The sequence below is a fragment of the Labilithrix luteola genome, from assembly GCF_001263205.1.
Taxonomy (GTDB): domain Bacteria; phylum Myxococcota_A; class Polyangia; order Polyangiales; family Polyangiaceae; genus Labilithrix; species Labilithrix luteola.
The window spans coordinates 11,489,044-11,512,851 of the sequence record NZ_CP012333.1 but is presented as its reverse complement, the minus strand read 5'-3'; the positions used below and the strand labels follow the sequence as shown (position 1 = coordinate 11,512,851).

Sequence of the window (23,808 nt, the reverse complement as noted above, 5' to 3'; positions counted from 1 at the left end):
GACTGTTCGGTGCTCTAAAAACGCTTTCGCTTCCTTCGAGTGATCGCGAGGGCGCTCAGACCGAGGGCAACGGCCGCGAAGGGCACGCCGGTCGTCGTGGTGCGGGGCGCGAGGACGCAGCCGCTCTCCTCTTCGGAGGCCGTCGGCGGAGGAGGCGGCTCGTCTTTCGGCGTGACGGGGGTGACCGGCGAAGGCTCGGTCTTCGGAAGGTCGGCGTCGACCGTTCCGGCGTCCTTGGTTTCCGGCTCGTCCCAGCCCATCAGCGTCTTGTAGGCCTTGATGAGCGACGTGTACGGCGGGACGTAGACCTGTCCGACGCCCTCGACGTTCTGGCGAATGTTGAAGTGCAGATGCACCGTGGTGACTTCGCCGCCGAACTGGTTCGAGACCATGCCGATGCGCTGACCACGCTTCACGGTGTCGCCGACCTTGATCGTCAGGTTCGACATGTGGAGGTAGTCGAAGCGCGTGCCGTCCGCCGTCGTGAGGTAGACGGAGTAGCTACCGACGTTGGTGATCGTGCCGTCGGCCACGGCCACGACAGGATGCACGCCCTTCTCGCAGGACGAGGCGCGCACGTCTTGGCCCTGGTGACCGGTGCCCGAGGGGCAGAGCGGCATGTCCCAGGAGCGCGTCTCGCAGTAGTTGTCGTGCCAGGGATACGAGAAGTTCCGCTCCTCGCACTGGCTCCCTGCCGGGCCGCTGTTTCCGCCGACTCCCCAGACCTGCGAGTTGGCGAACGCCGGCCCGCTCTCGATGGGGAAGCGCATGTCGGGGACGAACACCTTGTCGTCGGCGCGGCCTTTGCCGGAGCCGTCGACGAGCTGGCCCGGCGGGTCGTAGGCGAACTCGCCTGCGTCGGCGCCGGCATCGGCGGCGTTGGCGCTCGGGGCGATCGAGAAGGCGAGCGCGAAGGCCGCCGTCGCGTAAACGAGCGCGCGGTTCATCGGCCACCTCGCGCGCCGGCGCCGCCTGCATAGGCGAGCGACTCGACGAGATCGACCACGTACGCTTCGTCGGTGCAGCGCGTGTCCTTGCGGTCGCTGCATTCGACATCGGCCGTGTAGGCCACGCCGTTTTCGATCCAGGACGCGGTGCGAATGCCTTCGTTCTCCGTGACGAACCCCTGCGAGCCGCGGACGCGGCGTGCGCCGGGCGTCTTCGGGCCGACGGCGGCGATGCCCTCGTAGCGATGGGCCGCGCGCGTTCCCTGAACGGCCACCACGATCCCGTCGCCGCGACCCGAGTACGCGTAGAACTCGCCTTCGACGACGAGCGCCGCCGTCGTCAGCGAGGCGTCGCGGGGTACGAGAACCGGCACGGGCGAGCGGTCGATGCGCGCCTGGATACCCGACGAATCACCCGACGCCGCGAGCGACGCAACAGCGGTTCGGTCGAGGCTTGCCGGCGCCGGCCAGCTGACTTGCGGGCGGACGACCTTCGCCGACTCTCCTTCGGCGGCCGACGAGTTGGGGGGACTCGATCCGTTGCATGCTGCAACGGCGAGCGCAGGTGCGATCCAGGCGAGCGATGAGGACCTGAGCATGGACGCGTGTGGGTTACGACCGGCTCGGGGGTCGGGCAAGTCTCATCTGGGAGACGCGATGTTTCGTGCCTTTTTCGAGACTTACCCGTGTCGAACGAACGTCACCGGCGAGCCGACGGGCTGGCCGAAGAAGGCGTCGAGCGAGTCGTGGCAGACGACCGCGATGATGGGGTAACCGCCCGTCGTCGGGTGGTCGGGCCCGAGCACGATCGGGCCGGACGGCGTGAGCTCGATGACCCCGTGCACCATCGGCCCCGAGGGGCGATCGCTCGGAAATTCCGCGGAAGGCAGGGTAGGGCCAACCAGGCGTACGCCTGTGCGATCGGACGCCGGCGCAATCGTGAACGTCGTCGCGAGGAGCGCGTCGACCACGGGGGCGGGGACATCGTCGGGCCCGATGCGCACGCGAATCGCGCGCTCGAGCGGCCGAGCAGGGGAGAGAGCCTCGATTCGCGCGGGCGCCTCGAGGCGAGGGGCGAGGCGATCACCGCGCTTGAGCGGGCGACCCTCGAAGCCGCCCACTTTGGCCACGGGGAGCGTGCCGCGACCGCCGAGGAAAAGCGGCACGTCGAAGCCTCCGGCGACGGCGAGGTAGCGTGCCCGTGCGCGCCCTTCGGTTCCCAAGACCGCCGCCTCACCTTCGGCCAGGAGGCGCGCGCCGCGCTCGTCGTCGGCGATGGCTACGCCGCCCCCGCGCGCGACGACCTCGAGCGACCCGAAGATCTCGACTCCGCAGGCCCCGTCGTCGTTGCCGAGGGACGCATTCGCGCGGGCGAGCGCTCCCGCGACGAGCGCACCGCCCGCCGGGACGCCCTCGTGCATGTGACCCGGCCGGCCGCCGTCGACGAGGATGGCCGGGCCGAGCGCCCGTCCGACTTCGAGGTACGCGCCCGTCGGAGGGGCGGGTGCGGCAGGCGGCGTGCGTGGTCGCGAAGCTCGTGCCGGAACCGGAACGAAGCGAACGCGATCGCCGAGCGCGAGCGTCGCGCCTCGTTCGTCGAAGGCCGCGTGGTCGAGCGCGCGGCCGAGGAGCAGCCAGCCGCCGGGCGACGCGAAGGGATAGATGCCCGTGTATCCTGCAGCGATCGCCAGGCTGCCTTCCGGCACGCGAGGTCGCGGCGAGCTCCTTCGCGGAACCACCAGACGCGGATCGAGACCGCGCAGGTAAGCGAAGCCGGGCAGGAACCCCAGCATCGCGACGTCGTAATCGCGGCCCGCGTGCATGGCCACCACGTCGTCGACGCCGACGTGGAGCGTCTCGGCGAGCGCCGCGAGATCTTCCCCGTCGTAGATCACCTCGATGCGATGCTCCGCGGACGCGCGATGCGAACCGGCCCGCGTCGAGACGAGACGCGCGGCGATGGCGGTCTCGATCGCCGCGCGCTCCTGCGGCGCGGAGAGCACCACCGCCCCGCGCGCTTCGGTCAGCACGACGTCACGCACACCCGGGAGCGATCGCAGATCGTCGAGCAGTGCCCGACGGTCGGCGCCTGCCGGCAGTGCAAAGCGCAGCGCGCGATCGCCGAGGAGCTCGATGGTCACGTCTTCGGTCCCAAGGCTTCGCGCACCGCGCGTGCGATGGCGATGGAGCCTTCCGTGTCGCCATGGATGCAGATCGTCTCGACGTTCGCGTCGCTCGAAAGCGCCCGCGCGCGATCGGCCGCGAGCGCCGGATCGTGAATCAGCGCTCCAGGTTCGCCGCGCGGAACGAGCGAGCCGTCAGGACGTACGCCGCGATCGACGAACGCCTCGCGAAGGAGTTTCGTGCCCGTGGCGCGAGCCACGTCGGCGATGTGACCCCGCGGCGGCCCGACGATCGCCACGTCTCCGAGCGCGCGGCGGATCCCCGAGAGGGTCGCGCGTGCCGTCTCTTCGCTGGCATTGGCCGCGTGGTAGAGCGCGCCGTGCGGCTTGGCCGAGGTGACCGCGACGCCGAGCTTCTCGGCGATGGTGCGAAGGCGCGCGCACTGCGCTTCGACTTGCTGGCCGAGCACTTCGGGCGCCACGTCGAGAGCTCGACGTCCGAAGCCCTCGCGGTCCTCGTACGACGGATGCGCTCCGACCCGCGTTCCGAGGCGGGAGCACGCTCGGACGACGCGCTCCATCGACGGGGCGTCACCGGCGTGGCCGCCGCAAGCGACGTGCACGAGGTCGGCGAGCGCATAGAGCTCTTCCGGCTCGGTCTCGAGCTCGCCAGCGTCGATGTTCAAAATCACCGGGTGACCCACGCGGCCACCTTAGCGCGTCTCGCTCGCGCGTTTCGTTCAAAGCGGCGTCGCGTCGAGCACGCGCGTGTGCACGATGCGGCGCGCCTTCGCTCCGATGTCCGAGAGATCTCCGAAGCCGGCGACGATGGTGCCGGTCTTGGGATCGAGCAAACTGATCCGCGGCGACGAAGGGCCGTCGCCCTTTTTGATGGGCATGCCCAGGATGTCGACGTCGAGCCCGGTATCGGTGCCCGAGGGCATCTTCCAGGCCGAGACGACCTCGACGTGCAAGCGCGTTGCCGAAGGCCCACCGCGCATCACGAGCTTCTTGCCCTTGAGGGCCTCGAGCGCGATCCGCGCCGCATCGATCCAACCGGGGCGATCACCGTTCGTGTCGCCAACGTCGACGGAGACGACTTCACCCGATCCGTTCGTGTCCACGACGAACACGGCGCGCCCTTTCACGGGAGCGAGGCTCGCCGAGGTCGCATCTCCGAGTGCACGGAGGACCGGCCCTTCGCTGCCGAGGCCGAGCGACAGGTCGCGCGCACGCCCGGAGCCCTTGAGCATTTCCCTCGCGCGCTCGCTTTCCGCGCTGCGTGAGCCGCCTCCTTTGCGCTCGGGTTCGACACCCGCCAGCGCGCCTGGAGCGAGGAAGGGATTCGTTCCATCGACACCGACGCGCGTGTCGGTTCCCGGTTTGGTGAAGACGAGAGGTGCCGTCGGCTCGCGCGTCGCGTCGGGAGCGTCGGGGCCGGAGGGGGAAGTTTCGGTGGCCGACGTGGCCGAGGCGGCAGGGCCAGGCATTTCGTGGCGTGCGTCGTGAGCCGCGATCGCAGGGCCGGAGGCCCCAAGCTCCTCGACCGTGGGGTCGATCCGCGAAGCGATTGGCTCGCGTGCTTGAGGCGGTTCGTCGGGGACGACGGCGATCTCCTGGACAGCGAGCTCCCGGGGGAACGGTTCGGACGGTTCCGTAGGCCTCGCCGCGTGGCTTGGCGAAGGAAGCGTACGTACAAGGCCGAAGGCGGCGAGGTGGAGGAGGGCCGCGACGACCAAAAAGCGTCGCAGGATCGCGGGTGGCTCCTCGCGATCGCTTCGTTTTCCCACGCGGCGTTCCCCAAGCCCCATGCCTTGCCCCGCGCCTTTGGGTGTTCGCAAGGGATGCCGCATTCAACTGCGCTCCCCTTGCATCGCCTGCCTATCCTTCTTACCGTGCGCGCATGACCGAGAAGGCCTTTGGCGTCGTTGGTTTCGTTCGCGTGGTCGAGCTCGTGGCTCTGATGCTCGCCGCTGTCTTTGCGGTTCCGGGCTGCCAGAACTACGACACCTTGGTCGAAAAAGATCAGGTGGCCCAGCAGAAGTGGGCCGATCTCGATGCCGATCTCCAGCGCCGTGCAGACCTCATTCCCAACTTGGTCGCCACGGTCAAAGCAGCCGGGAACTACGAGCAGTCGACGCTGCAGAAGATCACCGAGGCGCGCGCGTCGGCCACGAGCATCAAGCTCTCGGGGGACGACTTCAGCGATCCCGCCAAGATGAAGGCCTTCCAGGAAGCGCAGGACAAGCTCAGCACCTCCGCGATCTCGCGCCTCCTCGTCAGCAACGAGAACTACCCGAAGCTCCAGGCGAGCGGTCAGTACACCGATCTCATGAAGCAGCTCGAAGGCACGGAGAACCGCATTCTGCGTGCGCGCCAGCAGTACAACGAGGCCGTGAAGGACTACAACGCGGAGCTCGGAAAGATCCGCGGCGCGGTCGTCAACAAGGCCACCGGCCAGCCCTTCAAGCCGCGCGTCTACTTCGCCGCGTCGGCCGACTCGACGGCGCCCCCGAAGGTCTCGTTCTGAGCGACGCCGCCTCGGGGCGGTGAGGCGTCGAGGCTAGAAGCCGCCAAGATCGAGCGGCTCGAGGATGACGGAGGAGCTTGGCGCCGAAAGCGCGAGCACTCCGTCATTCGCCTTTTGTGACCGGGAAGTCGAACGCGTTAGCCTGAGTGCGCTCGCTTGCCCGCCGCCCGCGGCTCGGCGTTCGAGTTGGCTGCCTTCGGAATGGCGTGCATACATGACGGGCGCCAGGAAGAACTTCACGCTGGGCGATCCGGACTTCGTCAACGTGATCGCGGACGATCAGTTCCTCGATCACTACGTCTTCTTCGTCGATCACACGTATCGCGACAGCTCGCTCACGCTCGTGCGACGCAAGGATCAGTCCGGTTTCCACGAGGTGCAGCTCGATTGCGTCGGTAGCGTCGCCGATTGGAGGCCGCTCGGCACGGACGGCACGGCCGAGTACACCTGGGTTCAGGTGACGAAGGAAGGGCAGGGCAAGGGCGCCTGCACCTATGGGCGCCACGAGGCGACGAGCGACGGGCCGTTCGGTCTCTACGTCTGGGGCGTCGACGACTACGCCAGCTACGGCTTCCCCGCCGGTGCCGGCAGCCGCCCGACCTCACCCGTCAAGATCGTGGTTCGCTGAAAGGACGCGCTCAGACGTCGAAGATGGACGCAGGACGCTCGCCTTCGTCCGTCGTGACGTTGGCGAACGTCGTCGTGCCGCCTTCGGATTGCCACTGTCCCGGATCCTGATGGATATGGCCGAAGACGTGGAGGCGAGGCTTCACCTCGGAGACCCGCGTGCGAAGGTCGGGGCAGCCCACCCGGCGCGTGCGGCCCGCCCAATGCACGGTGTCGCCGTAGCCGAGCGGCGGTCCATGGGTGACGAGGACGTCGACCTGGTCGGGCATTTTCCGCCACTTCGAAGCCATTTCCTCACCGCGCTGGGCGCCGAAAGCCCAGATTCGGAACTTCGGTGTCCACGGGCTTCCGTAGAACACCAGTCCATCGACCGTGGCCGCAGAGTCCTCGAGGTAGACGAGGCCGTGCTCCTCGAGGATCGCGCGGGCCTCCGATGCCCTCTTTTCCAGGCAGACCTCGTGATTTCCAGCGACGACGATCTTCGTCCGGTGGGGGAGCGCGCCCAGGAACTTCGCCGCCCTCACGAGCTCGTCGAGCGATCCGTGCTGCAACATGTCGCCGGCGTGGACGAGGACGTCTCCGTCGGGCACGACGAGTCCCTCATGGTAGAGGTGCGTGTCAGCGAGGGCGACGATGCGTGTCACGGGCGCCAGTCTAGCCAGTCTAGCCAGCCTAGGCCCGAACGGTGACCTGGTGACCTGGCGCGGTGAGCTGGCCGGGTGACGTGACGCGCTGGCCCGTCAAAGACGCGTCTCACGAGCGCCTATGAGCTCGGCGGTTGTGTGCCGGCCCCAAATTCCTCTGATAGCCTCATGGCGGGATGGCGCGTTCACGGAGCTTCTGGGGCTGGGGATACGAGGACAAGCTACCTGGTGACAACGCACGCCGCGCGCTCGCTTCGCGTCTGGCTGCGCTGACCGGGACACCGCCGGAGCTCGCGCCACTGCCGTCGCTCGACGCGGTGACGATGCCCGAGCCGCGTTACACCGTGCCCGTCGAGCTCCGGTCCATCGGAACGACCGACAAGCGCGAGCGCGCGATCCATACGTACGGACGCGGCTACCGCGATCTGGTGCGGGGCTTCCGAGGAGACTACGCCTCGGCGCCGGATTGGATCTTCCACCCCACCGAGGAAGAACATCTCCTCTCGCTCTTCCGCTTCTGCGAGCGTGAGTCGATCGCGCTCGTTCCGTACGGTGGCGGCACGAGCGTCGTGTCCGGCGTGGAGTTCGCCGCGAGCGGGCGTTTCCGGGGCGTCGCCTGCGTCGACCTCTCGCGCATGGACAAGGTGCTCTCGGTCGACGAGATCTCGCGATCCGCGCACATCCAGGCCGGCGCGACGGGCTCCAAGATCGCCGAGCAGCTCGAGACGTACGGTCTCACACTGCGTCACTATCCGCAGAGCTTCGAGCTCTCCACGCTCGGCGGCTGGATCGCAACGCGCGCCGCCGGCCACTACGCCACGCTCTACACGCACATCGACGACTTCGTCGAATCGGTCCGCATGGTGACGCCCGCCGGCGTCTTCGAGACGCGCAGGCTTCCCGGGTCGGGCGCCGGTCCGAGCCCGGATCGTCTCGTGCTCGGCTCGGAAGGTGCGTTCGGCATCATCACCGAAGCATGGCTTCGCGTGCAGCCTCGACCACGCTGGCGTGCCTCGGCGAGTGTCTCGTTCGACCGCTTCGAAGACGCCGTCGACGTGGTTCGCATTCTCGCGCAGTCCGGACTCAACCCGGTCAACTGCCGCTTGCTCGACGCCGGCGAGGCCATGCTCCACCAGGTCGACTCCGAAGGAAACGCGGTGCTCCTGCTCGCGTTCGAGTCTGCCGATCATCCCATCGAGACCTCGATGGAGCGCGCGCTGTCGATCGCCACGGACCTCGGCGGCCGCTGCAAGGAGGAGCCGAAGTACACGACCGACGTCATCCACTCCATCGCGCCGCGCCCGCTCCACGCGTCGATGACGTCGAGTCGCCCGCCGCCGCCCTCGTCAGGCAGCGTTCGTCCTCCCGCGCACGACGTGCAAGAGGCGAGCGTGTGGAAGCAGGCGTTCTTCGATGCTCCCTACTTGCAGAGTGCACTCGTTTTGCTCGGAATGGTCTGCGATACCTTCGAGACGGCGTGCACATGGGATCGCTTCCCCGCGCTCCACGCGAGCGTGGTCGCGGCGGCGAACGCCGCCATGCAGAAGGTCGGTGGCGGCGGCCTTCTGACGTGCCGTTTCACGCACGTCTATCCGGACGGCCCGGCGCCCTACTACACCTTCCTCACCAAGGGCCGCCCCGGCGAAGAGCTCGAACAGTGGGCGGCCATCAAGGCGGCCGTCAGCGAAGCCATCGTCTCCACCGGCGGCACCATCACGCATCACCATGCGGTCGGCCGCGTGCATCGACCGTGGTGGGAAAAAGAGCGCCCGGCGCTGTTCGAGAAAGTCCTCGTCTCGGCGAAGAACGAGCTCGACCCGGCGGGAATTCTCAACCCCGGGTGTCTTCTCCCCATCAAGTAGGTGAAGGCTCCGCGCGCTGAATCCGTCGCCCGCTATCTGAACAGCACGCGCGCTCTCTCCCGCCATCTGAAAGGCACCGCGCGCCTTCTCCTCGCCATTTCACAGGTGAGCGCCTCACCGCCAACGACGCGCCCCCCGGTTAGTTCTCCTCCCTTCTCCCTTAGGGAGAAGGGCGGGGGATGAGGGCGGAGCCTTTCAGATGGCGGAAGAAAAGCCGAGGGCCGCGGTGATCGCCGCGACCCTCTTGCTTGTCAGTTACGTCGCGGGCTCAATATGCGCATACCGGGGCGCCGTAGGTGCTGACGTTGTCGACTTGCGGGACGGGCAGGGCGAGCTGCGCGCCGGCGCCGGCGAGGTCGTTCGTGTCCTTCGCGACGACGCCGCCGTAGGAGACGCTGAAGACGAAGTTCTCGAGGAAGACGCCGCGGCGCACTTCCGGACCGTAGTAGCCGCCGCAGTAGCCCGAGGGATTCTGGTGGACGAGCGCGGTGTGGTCGACGCTTCCGAGCTTGGCGAAGCCGCTTGCGATGTCGACCTTGAAGAGCTCGAGCGAGCTGCGCATGCCGTTCGGCGTGCTGGCGTTGTACGCGTAATACGGGAAGGCGAGGAGCTGGCGATCGGCGAAGTAGGTGAACGCCTTGTGATCGTACTCGGCCATGCTGGAGCCGTACTCGTCACCCGAGTAGACGAACTTCTGGGCGAGCACCGGGTTCGCTCCGTTCGAGACGTCGAAGATCTGCAGGGCAATGTTCTGCGGTCGGCCCGCGTCGCCGTCGCGACCGATCGTGAGGATGTGGGTCGCGTCGAGCGGGTGCATGTACTCGCTGAAGCCGGGGATCTTGAGCGCCGCGAGGACGTTCGGATGCGCGGGATCGGAGAGCTCGACGACGAAGAGCGGGTCGACCTGGCGGTACGTGACGACGTAACCGCGGTGATCGATGAAGCGCACGCTGTAGATGTTCTCGTTCGGAGCGAGATCGCCGACCGTGCCGAGCTGCTCGAGCCAGCCGCCGGCCACGCCGAGCGTGTGGACGTGGTTCACCGTCGAGGGGAACTGGCTCGAGCCATCGGCCGCCGTCGGCGTCGACGAGACGTAGTTGCCGTCCGAATCGACGTAGATGCGTTGCTCCGTCGTCGCGACACGGAGCACGCCGTCCTTGTCGTCGAGCGAGAACTGATCTTTGACGTAGCCAGGCACGGTGCCCGAGGCGACGTAGTTCGGGAACGTCGCGTCGGTCGTGAACTCGAATTTGTGGAGGTGGGTCTTGTTCGTCGCGTAGGCCGTCACCGTTGCGGCTTGCGTGGTCAACGGCTTGATGCCTTGCGGCGTGGCGCTTCCGGCGTCCTGCGCGGGAGCTGGCGCTCCCGGATCCGTCGCAGGCGGAGGCGCAACCGCCACCCCACCGCCACTGCTCACGCCGCCGCCCGACGAGCCGACACCGCTCGTGGCCCAGGCGACCGGAGGCTGGACCCATGCGTTCGACGCGAGATAGAGGGTGTCCGCCGTGCCGTAGACCGTCTCGGCGTGGCCGAGGATGGCCGTCTGCTTCGGCGGCGCCGCGGGGTTCGTGAGGTCGATCGCGGCGATCTCGGTGATGCCGCTCTCGGTCGAGCCCGCGTTCGGAACGTAGAAGTCCTCGCACGCGACGTTCTGCGCGGTGATCTGCGCGCCCTGCTTCACGAACGTGTAGGGGAGCCAGTCGGTGAGCTGGCTCTTCGCGATGATGTTCAGGTTCGCCGTGCGAAGCTCCTCGAGCATCGCGATCATCGCCGTACCCGTCTGCGGATACTGCGGCGTGGTCTTCGCGTCTTGTGTGCCGATACCGCCGTCGATTGCGGGCGCGGGAGCGGGCTCTGCGGCGCCCGTCGACGGAGGCGTGGCGACGCCGGGGGTGGCCGTGCCTGTCCCCGTCATCCCCGGATAGAGGTCGTAGACGCTGTACTTGAGCTGCGGGCCGTGCGCGTAGCCCGATAGGACGGTGCGCACGTGCGGACCGACGCGGCGCGCATCGGTGAAGTTGCCTTCGAAGTAGATCTCGCGCGTGACGGTGGGCGTTGCGCCCTGGAGGGTCAGCACCGTGACCTTCGTGAGCGGCGCGTAGATGCCGGACGGATCGCCCGGGTATGCGGCGTCGCTCGCGTAGCCCATGCCGTAGTCGCGATACTGGGACTTCGGGGTGACGCCAGCAGCTGCGTAAACGGCCGCACCGTTGACGTTCGAGTAGACGACGACCTTGCCTTCGTCGACGAACATCTCCGTCGGCTGACCTTCGAGATCGATTGTCGAGAGCTCGGCGAGCTCGTTTGCCGGCCATGCCTTGAGGACCTTGAAGGCGCGTCCGTGCAGGACGTAGAGGTTCGAGCCGTCGGTCTTGACGATGTCGGCCTCGTCGACGCCTGCGACCTGGGTGTTGGTCTGCGAAAAGTCGGTCGCCTTGTTGCCATTCCCGCTGCCGGCCGACTCACCGAAGTCGGCGCCGCCTGCGGTGGGGCCCGACATCGGCGGGGGCGCGCCTTGACCTGCGCCGTCGTAGCCGATGCCCCCTCCGCCGTAGTAGGCGCATTGCGCATCGCCGTAGTGCGAGATGCACTGGTGGATCTGGCTGATCTGCTGATCGATGCCCTTGTTGAGCTTGAAGGAGGCGTCCGCCTTGAGATCGCCCAGGAGATCGCCGCAGCTCTTGGCGCGGTGAAGGCTCGCGCGAACGGTGCCCTCGTTGCCGGCGCTCTTGTCCGACGAGCCACAGCCCCAGGCCACCGAGCTCAGCGCAGCGAGCATCGCGAGGGCGGTGCGGGATTGTCGCGAAATGCGAAGTCGAGAATTCATGCGTTCGGTCTCCCGAACGAGCGTTCTAGCAACGCTTGGACCATATGCTTGCGGTTGTCTATGTATTCGAAAATATGAATAAATATTCTGATGGATGCCGCCGGCCCGGGACCTCGCGATCATGTTGTGCCATCGGTGGCACAACATGATCTATGGCGCAGCGCGGCACGGGCCATCAGTCCTTGCCACGAGTCCGTGACGATGGATCCAGCGCCCCGCCCTGCTATGACCGCCCTGTGCGTCCGACCCCCGAGCAGCTCTCCTCGCTTTCCCGGTTCGAGCGTGTGGCCTTCAACGTCGCCGACCTTCTCTCCCAGCCCAAGCTTTCGCCCGTCTCGGCGGCTTGGAACAGCGTCGTCATGGGCGCGCTCATCTGGAGCTGTGGCAGCCGCCGTCTGAACGTCCACGGCCTCGAGCACCTCTCCGCGCTCGGCAAGAAGGACAGCGTGATGCTGGTGGCGAACCACCGCTCCTTCTTCGACTTCTTCAGCATCACCGCGATCCTCTATTGGCGCACGCAGCTGACGAAGCGGATCTTCTTCCCCGTTCGCAGCAGCTTCTTCTACGACCACCCGCTCGGCCCGCCGGTGAACTTCGCCATGAGCGGCATGCGTATGTTCCCGCCGGTCATGCGCGAGAAGGAGAAGAAGGCGTTCAATCACTACTCGGTCGCACGCTGCATCGAGGAGTTGAACCGGTCCGACGTCGGAACCGTGCTCGGCCTCCATCCGGAAGGCACGCGCAACAAGGGCGCGGACCCGTACGCGTTTCTCCCGGCCCAGCCCGGTGTCGGTCGCATCGCGCTCGGCTGTATTCGCGCGCGGGTCATTCCCGTCTTCGTGCTCGGCATGGGCCAGAGCATTCCCGGCGAGGTTCGCATGAACGTCCTCGCCGCCGACGAGAACCCCGTCGACATGTACTTCGGGCCGCCGATCGACTTCACCGATCTCAAGCCGAAGGCGAACATGCTCACCACGCAGAAGCTCGCTTCGGAGCGCTGCCTCGACGCCATCCGCTCCCTCGCCGATCAGCAGCGTCGCCACGCGGCGATCCGTGACGGACGCGATCCCGACGCCATCGAGCCTCTCCCTCGTTCGCGTGTTCGCGTGCGTGGCGGTGCGAATGCCGTCGAGGCTTCGGCCAACGAATCCGCGAGCGCCTGACGCGTGAACGAAGGCGGGAACGGTAGGCGAGCGCCTTTCTGGCGGTCGGGCACGACCCTCATCTTCGTAGGGCTCGTGCTCGGCGTCGTTCTCGGCGGCTTCCTGCCGGCCGACGAGCACCCGACGGCCTTCGCCCTCTTCCAGTTCTGCTCGAAGTCGTTTCTCTCGCTGATCAAAGGGATCATCGTCCCGCTGCTCTTCGCGACCATCGTGACGGGCATCGCCCAGACCGGTGATCTCAAGGCGGTGGGTCGTATGGGGGCGAAGTCGCTCCTCTACTTCGAGATCGTCACCACCCTCGCGTTGGTCCTCGGCCTCGTCATCGCCAACTGGGTCCGCCCGGGGGATGGACTTCCTCTGCACGTCGAGGCGCACACGCAGCTCGCGGCTCCGAAGAGCGGCTGGGAGATCGCGCTCCACGCGTTTCCGTCGAACGTGGTCAAGCACGCGGCCGAGGGCGACATCCTTCCCGTGGTCGTCTTCGCGGCGCTCTTCGGCGTAGCCCTCACGCGTGTGGGGGAGCGCGGCGAGCCCGTCCTGCGCTTCTTCGACGGGGTTGCGCAGGTCATGTTCAAGTACACGTCGATGGTCATGGCGCTCACGCCCATCGGCGTGTTCGGCGCGATGGCCTACAACGTGAGCCACATGGCTGCGAAGCATCCGGGCTCGGAGCTCGAGGGGTGGCCGGCCGTCTTCGACTTGCTCAAGCACTACTCGCTGCTCGTCGGCAGCCTGTATCTCTCGCTCTTTTTGCTCTTCGTGCTCGTGTTCGTGCCGATCATGCTGATCGCACGAATTCCGGTGAAGGGATTCGTCGACGCCATTCGCGAGCCGGCGCTCATGGCCTTCTCGACGGCCTCCAGCGAAGCCGCCCTTCCTTTGCTGCTCGAGAAGATCGAGAAGCTAGGCGTGCCGAGGCGCGTGGCGAGCTTCGTCATTCCGACCGGCTATTCGTTCAATCTCGACGGCTCGACGCTCTACCTCGTTCTCGCCTCGCTCACGATTGCCCAGGCGGCGAAGATCGAGATGCCCATCTCCACGCAAATCGCGATGGTGTTCACCTTCATGCTGACCTCGAAGGGCGTCGCCGGCGTACCGCGCGCCACGCTTGTGATCATCGCCGGCACCACGCAGGGCTTCGGTCTTCCGGGCGAGGCGGGCGTGGCGATGATTCTCGCGGTCGACGAGATCATGGACATGGCGCGCTCGGCGCTGAACCTCACGGGCAATGGGCTCGCCGCCTGTGTGATTGCGCGCTGGGAAGGCGTATTCGGCGAGAACACCGCGCCCGCGGAGCGCTGAACCTCACATCGGCGCCGCGCTCGCGGTGAGGACGATTCGCGTGCGCGTGCTGGGCGTGCGCTCAGTCCCAGCGGACGCGGTCGGGCGAGTACGCCATCGAGCAGTAGACTTTGACCTGGTGGACGAGCGTCTCGCGCTCTTCGGACTTCGAGATGAAGCCGTCGGCCCCCGCGTTCGTCGCAATCTCGCGAAGCTTGGCGATGGGAAGGTCGGAGAGGAGCACGAAGGGCACGTGCGTCCCGCAACGCGTCTTCATCGTCCGGCAGAGGTCGTCGCCGTTCATGCCCGGCATCTGCACGTCGCTCAGGATGAAGTGCGGGGTCCACGACGTGAGAAGGACGTCGAACTCGCCCAGCGTCTGGACGCTGCGAACGTCGAACCCGGCTTCCGTCAACGCCTCCTGATGGACGGCCAGCGCAATCTCGCTGTCGTCGATGAGCAGGATGCGGAGCTTCTCGCAAGACTCCGCGGCCGGCGGCGAAGCACCGAGCTCGGGCGGCGGCGGCGGCTGGGTGTTGAGTTCTTCCTTCATTGCGAGACCCACGGTACGGATAGCATGTCCGGACGCATGAGGACGACGTCCGTCCCCGCGAGGTCGACGATCTCTACGGGATAGCCGGTGCTCGTGGGACAAGGTCGCTCAGCCACCGCCTCGGTCGGAGCGTCGAAGGCCAGCAGGCGAACTTCGTGGGTACCGTCGCGAAGAACGAAGGCGGAGGGCTTGCGGTTGACGTTGTGGGCCGTCGGGGTGGTGGTCATCGGAGTGACCGCCAAACCGAGCGCCGTGAAGGGGTCGAGAGCGCCGTCGGTGTCCGGGGCAGGGGAGACCTCCCAGCGCATGTTCACGGCGAACGGTAGGCCGCACGGCGCGGACCGGAAGAGGCGTACGCGCATCGACCGCTCCTCCTCCGAGGCCGCGATCTGGAAGGTCGTGCCCTGACCGCGCTGCGAGCGGAGCGTGACGGTACCACCCGCGCGCACGAGGGCGGTCTTGAGCGCATCGAGACCGATGCCGCGCCCCGAGATGTCGGAGATGGCTTTGGCGGTGGAGAAGCCTGGCTCGAAGAGGAACGCCGCGAGCGACTCCTCGGTGGTCGTGGCGCGGTCGGCGACGAGACCACGCTGGTGTGCGCGCTCGTAGACCGCGTCGAAGTCGATGCCCGCGCCGTCGTCCTCGATGATGACAATCAGCCGTCCGCTGTCGAGCGTGGCCCGAACGCGAACCGTTCCCGTGGCGGATTTGCCCGCGCGAATGCGGTCGTCGGGGGATTCGATGCCGTGGTCGATGGCGTTACGCACGGCGTGGGTGAGGGCGACGCCGAGGGCCTCAGCGGTGGTCTCGCGAACGCGCAAGCGGCCCACGTCGCTCTCGATGCGCACGCTCTTGCCAAGCGACTTGGCGAGCTCGGTGACCCCCTCGGCGGCGTGTGCGAAGACGGCCGAGAGGGGCACGGAGCCCATGGCGGCAATCTCGTGCGAGAGAATGTTCCAGGCGGCGCGCAGGCGATCCTTCGCCGGCCCCTTGGCCTGGATACTCTCGAGGTACACGGCGCAAGCGCCGGCCGAGACGCGGTAGCGAATGTCTTCGCCCGGCGTGCGCGTCTCGGGCGGGGTGGAGGGCTCCGCCGTGGTGGTCGTGGCCGTCGACGTGAGGGCCGCCTGCCGCGCATCGACCAGGACGCCTTCGATCTGTGCGACGAAGCCGTGGAGGTCGATGCCGCCCATCGACGTGCCCGGCTTCTTGCGAACCAGGGTCGCGAGGAAGCGCAGGCCCATGCCGACGACGAGGTCGACGTCGTCGGGGACGTGGTAGTTCCGCTCGTGGGCGAGCTCGAGAAGGTCTTCGAGCTTGTGGCAGAGAAGGTTGACGTCGACGAAGCCGACGAGGCGCGAGTCACCCTTCAGCGTGTGGAGCTCGCGCGTGATCTCGGCGGCGAGGGCGGCGTTGCCGCCATGCGCGACGAGCGCGTTCCACCCTGCCTCGAGTCGATCGATGCGGGAAAGGGCGACGCTACGAAAACGCGCGACGATGGCTTCGGACGGGGCGCTCAACGGTCGATACTAATCAGCTCCGCGGCGAAACACTGGAGCGCATGCAAGCTGCGGCGCTGCCACAGGATTGCGGGGTTGGAGACGAAACGGATGCGATACTGCTTCTGCGCATCCATCTGTTGAACGCGGTCAATCCACGACACGAACGCCTTGAAGCAGGACGAGTTCATGAACTCGAGCTGGGTCAGGTCGATCGCCACGGAAGCCACGCCCAGGGCTTGCGCCTTTTCGTGCAGCGAAGCAAGCACAGATTCCATGGTGGCCATCGCATCCATGGCGGCCTCGCCGGCCAAGCGCACCGTGATGACCTCTCCCTCGTGCGAAGCGCTGGTTCTGACCTTCGCTTCGGAGCGGGCAAGTTCCGGCAAAGCGTTCATCGAGGTTCTCCCCAGGCTTCGGTGCTGGCAGTGATGCCAACACGGTTTCCAGGCGCTTCTTGCATGCTGATGGCCATCTCGGCTTCCGCGGAGATGCGCGCGAGCCCGAGTTCCGAGCCCTCCGTCCGCTTCGACGACTCGCGCATCATGTTGAGGTAGTGGGTGGTGGCATCGTCGGCTTCGTTGAGGGCTGCAACGGTCCGCCTGAGCTTGTCGACGTGCTGGGGCTCGGCGTGGTTCCAGGTGCGCACGAGGACCGCCGGTGGCAGCACCTCGGGGACGACCTCGACGCGAAGCACCGTCTCGTGCGTCTGCGAGTACTTGACGGCGTTCTCCAGCAGCTCGTGGGTCGCAAGCGCAATACGGGACACCGTCTCGGCGTCCGGAGCCACGCGCTCGTAGAACTCGGAGACGAACTTCCTCACCACCGACACGAGCTCGACGTTCGGTTTGAACACCAGCTCGAAGTATGCGCTCTCTCCAGGTTCACGCGCAGGAGGTGATTGCAACGGCCACTGCCTTTTCTCCCCCACCGTCCATGAAGCCAATTTCGTTCTGTAGTGTCAACGAGCGTCGGGAAACTTGTAGCGACACACACGTAGGAACGGCGCTCAAGCGCGACCGTTGGTGGAGGGGTTGTGACGTGTGTGTCCATTCGTCCGATCAGTGTCTACGAAGGGCCAAGAGCGTCATGTCGTCTTCCGGGAGCCGCGGGCGTGCGAAGGCCGCGACGCGGTCGTGGATGGCGTTCGCGACGCCGTGGCTGAGGGCATGCGCGGAGACGATGGCCTTGTAGAGGCGCCCGTCGCCGAAGAACTCGTTTTCGACGTTTCGCGTCTCGAAGAAGCCGTCGCTGAAGATGTAGAGACCGGAGCCCCGGCTCATGACGGCTTCGGCCTCGGGGTAGTCGAGGCCCGGAGCCGCTCCTACGAACGCACCTCCCTCTTCGAGCTCCGTGACGTGTCCATTTTCGACGAGGACCGGCGGAGGATGCGCCCCACCCGCGTAGCGCACGTTTCCGTTCGTGACGTCCACGTCGACGATGGCGGCGGTGAAGACGACTTCGAGAGCCGCGTAGCTGCCGGCGACGTGATCGTTGAGCGCTCGCAGGGCGAGGCGTGGGGTGGCTTCGCGTTTCTTCACGAGCTCGTACGAGCCCTTGATGAGCATGGTGGCGAGGCCTGCGGCGACGCCATGGCCCGTTGCATCGGCGACGAAGAGGCGAAGCCTGCCGTCGTCGAGCACGCACGCGTCGTAGAGGTCGCCACCGACGCGCTCGACGGGTTCGTAGAAAATGTCGATGTCGAAGTCGTTCGGTGGCGGCGGCGCCGACGACAGGATGGCGCGCTGGAAGGCACGCGCTCCCTCGAGATCGCGAGCGATGACCTCGTCTCGCTCTCGGACGCGCCGCTCGTCGCTCACGTCACGCACGATGACGAATGTCTCGGCGATGCCGCGCGCGGGCAGCGTGAGCGGTGTGGCTCGCAGCTCGAGCCAGCGACCACCGCTCGCCTTTGCGCTCGCGGAGAAGTCTCCCGAAGGTGCCTGCAGATACGAGGCCAAGCCCGGCACGAGCGTCTTGCCGAGCAGTGTGGCGAGCGAGCGTCCTACGAGCGCGTCTTCGCTGAGGCGAACGCCGTGCGCGTCGGAGAAGTTCATGAGCTCGAAGAAGCGGCCGTTGTGTTCGACGATCTTTCCGTCGCCGTTCAAGCGCACGATGCCGTCTTCAGAGCGCTGCACGAGCGCGTCCCAGCGTTGTTGGGCGAGCACGAACTGGTGGGTGAAGTCCGAGTCGCCCATGCTCGGCTCGACGTACGCGAGATAGCCGCTCTCCTTGGGAACCACGCGCAGGCGCGCGAGGCGATCTTTGCCGAGCAAGCGGAGGACGATGTTGACGTCGACGATGCCGCTCGTGCCGATCCTGCTCAACTTGGTGGCGAAGGCGAGCGCGCCTTTGCGATCCTTGGGGCTGAAGAGCTCGTCGATGGCGCGACCTACGAGGTCGCTCTTCTCCACGCCGAGCAGCTCGGGGACTTTCGGGTCGACCTCGATGATGCGCTGGGCTTGGTCGAGCCCGAGGACGCCGATGGGCAGGCCTTCGATCGGATGCATCTTCATTTCCCTCCCGCCTTTTCTTCGTCGTCCTCCGAGAAGCCGATCACCCCGTGAAAAACATCGACATCCTCGGCGCGGCACGCCCGCTTGCGAAAGACCGTGATGGGATTGCCCAGGTGCGTCGCGCGGAGGATGAGCGCCTTCGACTCGATCTGCATCGTGTGCGTTGCTGCGGTGACCACGATGAGGCCGAACGTGGCTTCGAGACGCCGCCAAGCGGGCATCACCTCGTCGCGCGGCAGGAAGTACTTGAACGTGCCTCCGCGCGCGCAAGCGAGAACCTTCTCTCGGTAGGGCACCACGTTCGACCGGCCCTCCGTCAGACCTTCTCGACCTCGAAGGAACACGACTCACGCGCGCAGCAGATGCACGCGGTCTCCTCGGCGACGTACGTGCCGAAACGCTCCTCGATCGTTCCCGACCCGTAGACGAGCTCCATGATGCCCGCTGCAACGCCCGTCAGCATGTAGCACTGCGGGTTCTTCGCGAACGCTCCGCGATGTTCGAGAAAGCCGAACGCCTCGTAGCCGTTGAGCGACTCGAGGGTGACGGCATTCGGCGACGTGTGCTTCGTGATGTGCCAGTTTCCCCAGCCGAGCGCGTTGCTGACCGCGACGATGCCGAAGAGACTGTCGGAGGGCTGTTCGATCATCGGCCCTACCAGGCCATCCCATTCGGGCGAGCTCATGATTCCGCGGAACGTGTTCATGCCGCACGTCTCGGCATCGAACACGAGGAGCTTCTTCGCCGTGCTTGCCAAGCCCGCTTCGCCCATCGCGGTGATGAAGTCGAGGCAGATGCGGTTGTAGAAGTCGGCGGGTGTGCTTGCGAGATAGACACCGAACGCGGGAATGAGCCCTTCGGGGTTGCCGTGGATCGGCATCTCGACGAGCGCCTGCACGATCTTGTCGCTGTCGACGTTCGACGGAAGCGATGCCGGTGGGGCCTTCTGCGTGAACGCGTGCTTGGTCTTGTCGTGGGTGGCGACGGGCTCGCTCCGCTCCGTGACCACCTCGAAGCGGCACGCCGAAGCGCCCGCGATCATGCACTCACGCTCGCGCACGTAGACGGTCTTGCCCGCCACCGCGTGGATGGCGCCCTGGAGATAGCCTTCGGCGAAGGAGCAGACGGGTTGGCTGCGTCCGGGGAAGCCGGCATTCCAACCTTCGACGAAGTGCGAAGCCGTTGCCGTGATCGTACCGGCGTCGAGTCGCGAGAAGTCGAGCCAGCCGTAGCCGAGATGCGCGTAGAGGTTGCGCGCTACGCGAAGACGCATCGCGAGGTCGTCACTCTGCGCGATGGCGTTGGCCACGTGGTCGCGGAACACTGCTTCGGCGGCGCGTACGATGATGGCTCGGCCATCGACGGCGCTCGCTCCTTCGATCGTGTTCTGCAGTCGCGAGTTGTAGTGATGGCAGTGGAGGATGACCTCCTTGCCGGCGATCCATCGGCGATAGGCGCCGTTGTCGAACCGAAGCTGGAAGCGCGCGCCAAGCTCACGAACGTCGAACATGACACTCCTGCCCCTCCCAGAGTCGCGCCGGCGTCGGCGTCGACCTCCGCTAGGATCGACGTTACGCGTGCAGCGTGAACGCACGCAAACGCTTCGCACGACGATCGACTCAGCGCGACCGTGCTCGTTCGTGGCTGTCGCGATGCGTTGCGAGTCGCGTGCGCGTGGTACGTCGAGTGGCCATCACGATGGCGTGCGCGTGCCGGTGCGCCGGGCTCGGAAAACCATGCGTGCGCATGAATCGCGATCACGTCGCGCGACGACGCGTGGCGGTTTCCGTTGTCAGGCGTTTCCTTAGCGCGTCACGAGCGACCGCAAGGTCGGCTCGGCGAGTCATGTGGGGGCAGGAAATGAAACGAGGCGAAACGCGGGAAGCGCTTCGCCTCGAAGATCGTGAATACGATGCGCGCGTCAGAGCTGCGTCGAGTTCGACGACACGGGCGCCGGCGTGCCGTCCGCGGGCGCCGCGACCGGGGCGCTGAGCGCCGTGCGAACCTTGCCGCCGAGGAGATCGAGCTCCTCTTGCATCTTCTCCGGCACGAGCTCCGCTTCCTCGCACGGACCGCGCACCTCCGCGCCGTCGATGGAGAAGCCGCCCTGCGCGCAGCGCTTCAAGTCCATGCGCACGGTGACCTGCGAGCCCTCGCCTTGTGGAGCGAGAACGACCGTGAAGCGTCGCACGAGCGTGGCGTTGCGCTGTTGGACCTGACCGTAGAGAAACCCCGTGTCCTTCCACTCCGTGTGGACGATGCCGGCCTGACGGTCGACGTGCGCGGTCGAATAGCCCTCGGAGGCCAGCGTTCGCGCGACGGTGTCGACGCCGGTGTCGATCTTGGCGGAGGTGGCGAACACGGCCGGCTTCTGCGGGCTACCGCAGCCGACCAGCGTGGCCACGGCGAAGGCGAGCGAGCAGATCGAGCGGAGCGAGCGGAGCGATTGTGTCATCGGCGCGCGCTCTAGCACTTGCCGTGCCCTTGTCGAATCGCTCGGCTAACAGACGGGTGACGGGTGTGACGGGCGTTGGCTTGCGCCGTGCCGTCCCGCGAAGCGCCATGTTGGCGCAACGAAGAAAGTCGTCAGCTTTGCTGCGAGAGCCAGGCGATCGCTACCGCGACGCAATGCTTGCAGAAGGATCCTTCTTTTCCGGCCGGGCACGAGCAGAGGTAGCCGAGGCCGTCGCCCTTCACCCAGATGGAGACGGCGTAGAGGTCCGTTCCGTGGACGATGCCGAGCAGCTGTCCGTCCTTCTTGGTGAGGGCCTTCACGCGCCCCTTCTCGGCATACGCGCGTCCGTTCGAGAGGGCGTTGCCACGTGCGAGCTTCGCGATGGTCTCCGTATGGAGGACGTGCGCGAACGGAGACGGAACGGCCACGTCGAAAGAATACGAGCCGCGCGCCCTCCGTGCCAGCTCGGTTCGTCGACTGCGGGTCGACTCGGTAGCGAAGCTCTTCCACGCACGCGACGTGAGTGCATTGGTTCGTGTGCGCGTGTTCTCGTCGGCTACGATGGACGGCGACGTCGAGTCGTCCACCCCTCGAGCGCCCCTGCCATGAAAGCCAATCTCCTCACCCAATACTCGGCCCACGCGAACACCATTGCGGACACCTATCGCGCGGCCTTCCGCGAGACGAAGGTGGGCGACTACACGGTGGAGATGACGGCGCCCGAGGGAAGTACGAAAGGCGGGCTACTCGCGCTCCAGCACCTGACGCTTCGGCCGCCGAGTGGAATGTCTCTCGTCGTCGGGGTCATTCATGCCGGTGACAAGCGCGCGGACGTTCGCTCCTACGAGAGCGTCAAAGCGATGCACGAGGAGCGCTTCAAGCGGCCCCTGCCATTCGACGCGGCCGCGTACGCGGCGTTCGCCGAGAAGTCGCGCGCCATCCTCTCGGCCTTCGGTCTCGCGGTGACGGTCGTGGAGGCTCCGAAGGCCGCGGCGGTGCATCCTCGAGCAGAGGACGCGGCGGACGAGAGTGGCATGCGCCGGATTGCTTCGAGCGGAAACGGCCGCACGATCGCTATCGTCGCTGCCGCCGTCGTCGGCCTCGCCGTGCTCGCGCTGCTCGCCCGCGCGATCTGGAACCTCTCGCAGTGATTCAGCGCGTCTGAAGCGCGCAGCCGAGCGCCTTGCCCTCGGGCACGCGCGGGTCGCGGCCGGCGAGCAGATCGTCGAGCGCGTCGCGCAGGTAGGGCTTCGCGTCGTTGGTCAGACGGTTCTTGTCGGTGTCGAGCCCGCCGCGGTAGCGAACGCGACCGCCTTCATCGAGGACCACGCTGTACGTTGCGTATTGCGCGCCGAGCGCATCGGCGAGCTTCGCGCCGGGGTCGATGGCGATGGGAGGAAGACTGCGCTCGCGCGCCGATTCGGTGTCGCGTTCGAGCGTGGCCTCCACCTCGGAGTCGACCAGAAGGAAGCGCACGCCTTTGGGGCCATACGCCTTGTCGAGCTCCTTGATGCGTTCTTCATGCACGCGGAAGCACGGGCAATGATCGGCGTAGAAGACGAGCACGGTGAGCTTCGAGCGCGCGAGATCGCCGGGGAGGGTGGTGCTCGCGCCGCTCGTGTCGGCGAGGGTCAAGGCGGGCGTCTCGGGCGCACGCGACGGCGTACAGCCGACGGCGAGCGAAAGCACGAGTCCGAAGAGTGCGGGGCGAAGCGAGCGGGAGATCAGTACCATGCGTAGATTGCCGTGGCCGCGAGGCCGATGGTGGCGAGCTGATTTTTGCCGAGCTCGCTGAGCGGCGGATTGACGTTGAGGGCGCCCTGCACGCGGAAGTGATCCGTGAAGGGAACGACGCCCGAGAGCGCGACGAGAGGAACGCGTCGTGGGGATTTCCTATCGATCTCGCCGTTGAGCTCCGCGTAGCCTTCGACCGTGTAGGAAGCCGACAGCGCCGCGGCGTAATCGCCGGGGAACGTGTACGCGACGGCGGCGAGAGCCGTCCACTGCGTGCCGAGCGTGGTGTCGACACCTTGCACGATGCGCGAGGCGCGCTTGGCGACGATGCCGTACGCCGTGACGAGCCACGGACCGAAGGTCTGTTCGAGCGCGAAGCCAGCGTTTCCCTGGTAGGCGCCCGTGCTGGTCGCGTCCGCGGCGAGGGGAGGTGTGGCCGCCTCGGGGGACGTGCCCGTGGGAAGGGTGACGCCCGCGAGGACGGCGATGCCGGGTACCCATCGCGATTGGCCGGCATAGAGGAAGTCGTAGCGCGCGCTCAGGTTCACGTCGCCGATGCCGCCACCGAAGTCCGAGACGCCACTCGCTTTGCGGCGTGTTTCGACGAACGGCACGAGGACGGAGATCTGCGCCCGATCGATGACCGGCAGGCGAAGCGACCCGATGAAGTCCTGTTCGAAGTCTTGCTCCGAGCTCCCGGCGCTGGCCCCGCGTAGTGAGCCTCGGCGTCGAACGAGCCGAAGACGTGCGCGGCACGCACCTGGATGCCGACGAGCGCGTCTTCGTGGAGGGCGAGGCGTCCGGGAGTGACGGCACCGGACCCCGCGCAGCACGCTTGCGCCCAAGCGCGCGAGGGAAGACCGAGCGCCAGCGCGCAGAGACACGCCGCTACGACGAGCCCAATGGCTCGCGGTTCTCGGCGTCGACGTGCTCCTGTGCTCACGGCGGGCGGGACCCTAATCCCGTTCGCCGCCCCGGGCACGTCCCATCGTCACGCATACTTTGCGCTCGCCGCTCGCGCTCGTGCGAGCTCGAGCATGGATCGCA

The 23,808-nt window shown here is 66.9% G+C and carries 24 protein-coding genes; 6 read left to right on the top strand and 18 right to left on the bottom strand.

Annotated features, from left to right (window positions below; all coding sequences use genetic code 11):
- Positions 1–14 precede the first annotated feature (14 nt).
- The 5 genes from AKJ09_RS49585 to AKJ09_RS49565 form a co-directional block, all read right to left on the bottom strand.
- Positions 15–947, bottom strand: a complete 933-nt coding sequence (locus AKJ09_RS49585) for a M23 family metallopeptidase (protein WP_146654868.1) — start codon at positions 945–947, stop codon at positions 15–17.
- The gene (locus AKJ09_RS49580; protein ID WP_146654867.1) at positions 944–1,546 is read right to left on the bottom strand and encodes a hypothetical protein; all 603 of its coding nucleotides are present in this window, start codon (positions 1,544–1,546) and stop codon (positions 944–946) included. The genes AKJ09_RS49585 and AKJ09_RS49580 overlap by 4 nt, the downstream gene beginning before the upstream one ends.
- 81 nt (positions 1,547–1,627) lie before the next feature.
- Positions 1,628–3,088, bottom strand: a complete 1,461-nt coding sequence (locus AKJ09_RS55390; RefSeq protein ID WP_240488895.1) for a 5-oxoprolinase subunit B/C family protein — start codon at positions 3,086–3,088, stop codon at positions 1,628–1,630.
- A complete protein-coding gene (locus tag AKJ09_RS55385) occupies positions 3,085–3,774 on the bottom strand; it encodes a LamB/YcsF family protein (protein WP_240488894.1) in 690 nt (229 codons plus the stop codon). The genes AKJ09_RS55390 and AKJ09_RS55385 overlap by 4 nt, the downstream gene beginning before the upstream one ends.
- 36 nt (positions 3,775–3,810) lie before the next feature.
- Positions 3,811–4,860 carry a hypothetical protein gene (locus tag AKJ09_RS49565; protein ID WP_146654866.1) on the bottom strand — a complete coding sequence of 350 codons (1,050 nt, stop codon included), beginning with the start codon at positions 4,858–4,860 and terminating at the stop codon, positions 3,811–3,813.
- A gap of 113 nt (positions 4,861–4,973) precedes the next feature.
- On the opposite strand from AKJ09_RS49565, the gene AKJ09_RS49560 reads away from it, so the two are divergent.
- On the top strand, positions 4,974–5,600 hold the full coding sequence (locus AKJ09_RS49560; protein ID WP_146654865.1) for a LemA family protein: 627 nt from the start codon (positions 4,974–4,976) through the stop codon (positions 5,598–5,600).
- Positions 5,601–5,814: 214 nt separating this feature from the next.
- On the top strand, positions 5,815–6,228 hold the full coding sequence (locus AKJ09_RS49555) for an IgGFc-binding protein (protein ID WP_146654864.1): 414 nt from the start codon (positions 5,815–5,817) through the stop codon (positions 6,226–6,228).
- 10 nt (positions 6,229–6,238) lie between these two features.
- Here the strand turns inward: AKJ09_RS49555 and AKJ09_RS49550 are convergent, their stop codons facing one another.
- Positions 6,239–6,871 (bottom strand): metallophosphatase domain-containing protein, encoded by a 633-nt coding sequence (locus AKJ09_RS49550; protein WP_146654863.1) that lies wholly within the window; start codon positions 6,869–6,871, stop codon positions 6,239–6,241.
- Between the two features lie 176 nt (positions 6,872–7,047).
- Here AKJ09_RS49550 and AKJ09_RS49545 point away from each other — a divergent pair, with 176 nt between their 5' ends.
- Positions 7,048–8,733, top strand: coding sequence for an FAD-binding oxidoreductase (locus AKJ09_RS49545; protein WP_146654862.1), 1,686 nt, complete (start codon positions 7,048–7,050; stop codon positions 8,731–8,733).
- Positions 8,734–9,001: 268 nt separating this feature from the next.
- Here the strand turns inward: AKJ09_RS49545 and AKJ09_RS49540 are convergent, their stop codons facing one another.
- Complete coding sequence (locus AKJ09_RS49540) at positions 9,002–11,560, bottom strand: beta-propeller domain-containing protein (protein ID WP_169928615.1); 2,559 nt, start codon at positions 11,558–11,560, stop codon at positions 9,002–9,004.
- A 236-nt stretch (positions 11,561–11,796) separates the two neighbouring features.
- Between AKJ09_RS49540 and AKJ09_RS49535 the strand changes: the two genes are divergently transcribed.
- Complete coding sequence (locus tag AKJ09_RS49535; protein WP_169928614.1) at positions 11,797–12,723, top strand: lysophospholipid acyltransferase family protein; 927 nt, start codon at positions 11,797–11,799, stop codon at positions 12,721–12,723.
- Positions 12,724–12,726: 3 nt separating this feature from the next.
- The gene (locus AKJ09_RS49530) at positions 12,727–14,025 is read left to right on the top strand and encodes a dicarboxylate/amino acid:cation symporter (RefSeq protein WP_146654859.1); all 1,299 of its coding nucleotides are present in this window, start codon (positions 12,727–12,729) and stop codon (positions 14,023–14,025) included.
- Between the two features lie 61 nt (positions 14,026–14,086).
- Here AKJ09_RS49530 and AKJ09_RS49525 read toward each other — a convergent pair whose 3' ends face one another.
- The 9 genes from AKJ09_RS49525 to AKJ09_RS53935 all read right to left on the bottom strand — a co-directional run bounded on the left by AKJ09_RS49525 (position 14,087) and on the right by AKJ09_RS53935 (position 21,455).
- Complete coding sequence (locus AKJ09_RS49525; RefSeq protein WP_146654858.1) at positions 14,087–14,557, bottom strand: response regulator; 471 nt, start codon at positions 14,555–14,557, stop codon at positions 14,087–14,089.
- Positions 14,554–16,077 carry an ATP-binding protein gene (locus tag AKJ09_RS49520; protein ID WP_146654857.1) on the bottom strand — a complete coding sequence of 508 codons (1,524 nt, stop codon included), beginning with the start codon at positions 16,075–16,077 and terminating at the stop codon, positions 14,554–14,556. The genes AKJ09_RS49525 and AKJ09_RS49520 overlap by 4 nt, the downstream gene beginning before the upstream one ends.
- Positions 16,074–16,454: an STAS domain-containing protein gene (locus AKJ09_RS49515; RefSeq protein ID WP_146654856.1), complete on the bottom strand. Its 381-nt coding sequence runs from the start codon at positions 16,452–16,454 to the stop codon at positions 16,074–16,076. The genes AKJ09_RS49520 and AKJ09_RS49515 overlap by 4 nt, the downstream gene beginning before the upstream one ends.
- Positions 16,451–16,912, bottom strand: coding sequence for an ATP-binding protein (locus AKJ09_RS49510; protein WP_169928613.1), 462 nt, complete (start codon positions 16,910–16,912; stop codon positions 16,451–16,453). The genes AKJ09_RS49515 and AKJ09_RS49510 overlap by 4 nt, the downstream gene beginning before the upstream one ends.
- A 205-nt stretch (positions 16,913–17,117) precedes the next feature.
- Complete coding sequence (locus AKJ09_RS49505; protein ID WP_146654854.1) at positions 17,118–18,572, bottom strand: SpoIIE family protein phosphatase; 1,455 nt, start codon at positions 18,570–18,572, stop codon at positions 17,118–17,120.
- Entirely contained in the window at positions 18,569–18,871 is a 303-nt protein-coding gene (locus tag AKJ09_RS49500; protein WP_146654853.1) for a hypothetical protein, read from the bottom strand. The genes AKJ09_RS49505 and AKJ09_RS49500 overlap by 4 nt, the downstream gene beginning before the upstream one ends.
- Positions 18,872–18,888: 17 nt before the next feature.
- Positions 18,889–20,082 (bottom strand): V4R domain-containing protein, encoded by a 1,194-nt coding sequence (locus tag AKJ09_RS49495; protein ID WP_146654852.1) that lies wholly within the window; start codon positions 20,080–20,082, stop codon positions 18,889–18,891.
- Positions 20,083–20,493: 411 nt separating this feature from the next.
- On the bottom strand, positions 20,494–21,027 hold the full coding sequence (locus AKJ09_RS49490; protein ID WP_146654851.1) for a hypothetical protein: 534 nt from the start codon (positions 21,025–21,027) through the stop codon (positions 20,494–20,496).
- A 131-nt stretch (positions 21,028–21,158) separates the two neighbouring features.
- Positions 21,159–21,455: an SWIM zinc finger family protein gene (locus tag AKJ09_RS53935; RefSeq protein WP_169928612.1), complete on the bottom strand. Its 297-nt coding sequence runs from the start codon at positions 21,453–21,455 to the stop codon at positions 21,159–21,161.
- A 177-nt stretch (positions 21,456–21,632) separates the two neighbouring features.
- Here AKJ09_RS53935 and AKJ09_RS49480 point away from each other — a divergent pair, with 177 nt between their 5' ends.
- Positions 21,633–22,178 (top strand): hypothetical protein, encoded by a 546-nt coding sequence (locus AKJ09_RS49480; RefSeq protein ID WP_146654849.1) that lies wholly within the window; start codon positions 21,633–21,635, stop codon positions 22,176–22,178.
- A gap of 1 nt (position 22,179) precedes the next feature.
- Here the strand turns inward: AKJ09_RS49480 and AKJ09_RS49475 are convergent, their stop codons facing one another.
- Entirely contained in the window at positions 22,180–22,761 is a 582-nt protein-coding gene (locus AKJ09_RS49475; protein ID WP_146654848.1) for a redoxin family protein, read from the bottom strand.
- The gene (locus AKJ09_RS49470; RefSeq protein WP_146654847.1) at positions 22,752–23,375 is read right to left on the bottom strand and encodes a hypothetical protein; all 624 of its coding nucleotides are present in this window, start codon (positions 23,373–23,375) and stop codon (positions 22,752–22,754) included. The genes AKJ09_RS49475 and AKJ09_RS49470 overlap by 10 nt, the downstream gene beginning before the upstream one ends.
- Positions 23,376–23,808: the final 433 nt, after the last annotated feature.

Excerpts from the sequence above, each read along its gene's own strand:
- AKJ09_RS49555 (WP_146654864.1), top strand. The coding sequence starts at position 5,815 with ATGACGGGCGCCAGGAAGAACTTCACGCTGGGCGATCCGGACTTCGTC.
- AKJ09_RS49495 (WP_146654852.1), bottom strand. The coding sequence starts at position 20,082 with ATGTTCGACGTTCGTGAGCTTGGCGCGCGCTTCCAGCTTCGGTTCGAC.
- AKJ09_RS49560 (WP_146654865.1), top strand. The coding sequence starts at position 4,974 with ATGACCGAGAAGGCCTTTGGCGTCGTTGGTTTCGTTCGCGTGGTCGAG.
- AKJ09_RS49475 (WP_146654848.1), bottom strand. The coding sequence starts at position 22,761 with ATGGTACTGATCTCCCGCTCGCTTCGCCCCGCACTCTTCGGACTCGTG.
- AKJ09_RS49515 (WP_146654856.1), bottom strand. The coding sequence starts at position 16,454 with ATGAACGCTTTGCCGGAACTTGCCCGCTCCGAAGCGAAGGTCAGAACC.
- AKJ09_RS49540 (WP_169928615.1), bottom strand. The coding sequence starts at position 11,560 with ATGAATTCTCGACTTCGCATTTCGCGACAATCCCGCACCGCCCTCGCG.
- AKJ09_RS49505 (WP_146654854.1), bottom strand. The coding sequence starts at position 18,572 with ATGAAGATGCATCCGATCGAAGGCCTGCCCATCGGCGTCCTCGGGCTC.
- AKJ09_RS49490 (WP_146654851.1), bottom strand. The coding sequence starts at position 21,027 with ATGACACAATCGCTCCGCTCGCTCCGCTCGATCTGCTCGCTCGCCTTC.
- AKJ09_RS49545 (WP_146654862.1), top strand. The coding sequence starts at position 7,048 with ATGGCGCGTTCACGGAGCTTCTGGGGCTGGGGATACGAGGACAAGCTA.
- AKJ09_RS49525 (WP_146654858.1), bottom strand. The coding sequence starts at position 14,557 with ATGAAGGAAGAACTCAACACCCAGCCGCCGCCGCCGCCCGAGCTCGGT.
- AKJ09_RS49480 (WP_146654849.1), top strand. The coding sequence starts at position 21,633 with ATGAAAGCCAATCTCCTCACCCAATACTCGGCCCACGCGAACACCATT.
- AKJ09_RS49585 (WP_146654868.1), bottom strand. The coding sequence starts at position 947 with ATGAACCGCGCGCTCGTTTACGCGACGGCGGCCTTCGCGCTCGCCTTC.
- AKJ09_RS49580 (WP_146654867.1), bottom strand. The coding sequence starts at position 1,546 with ATGCTCAGGTCCTCATCGCTCGCCTGGATCGCACCTGCGCTCGCCGTT.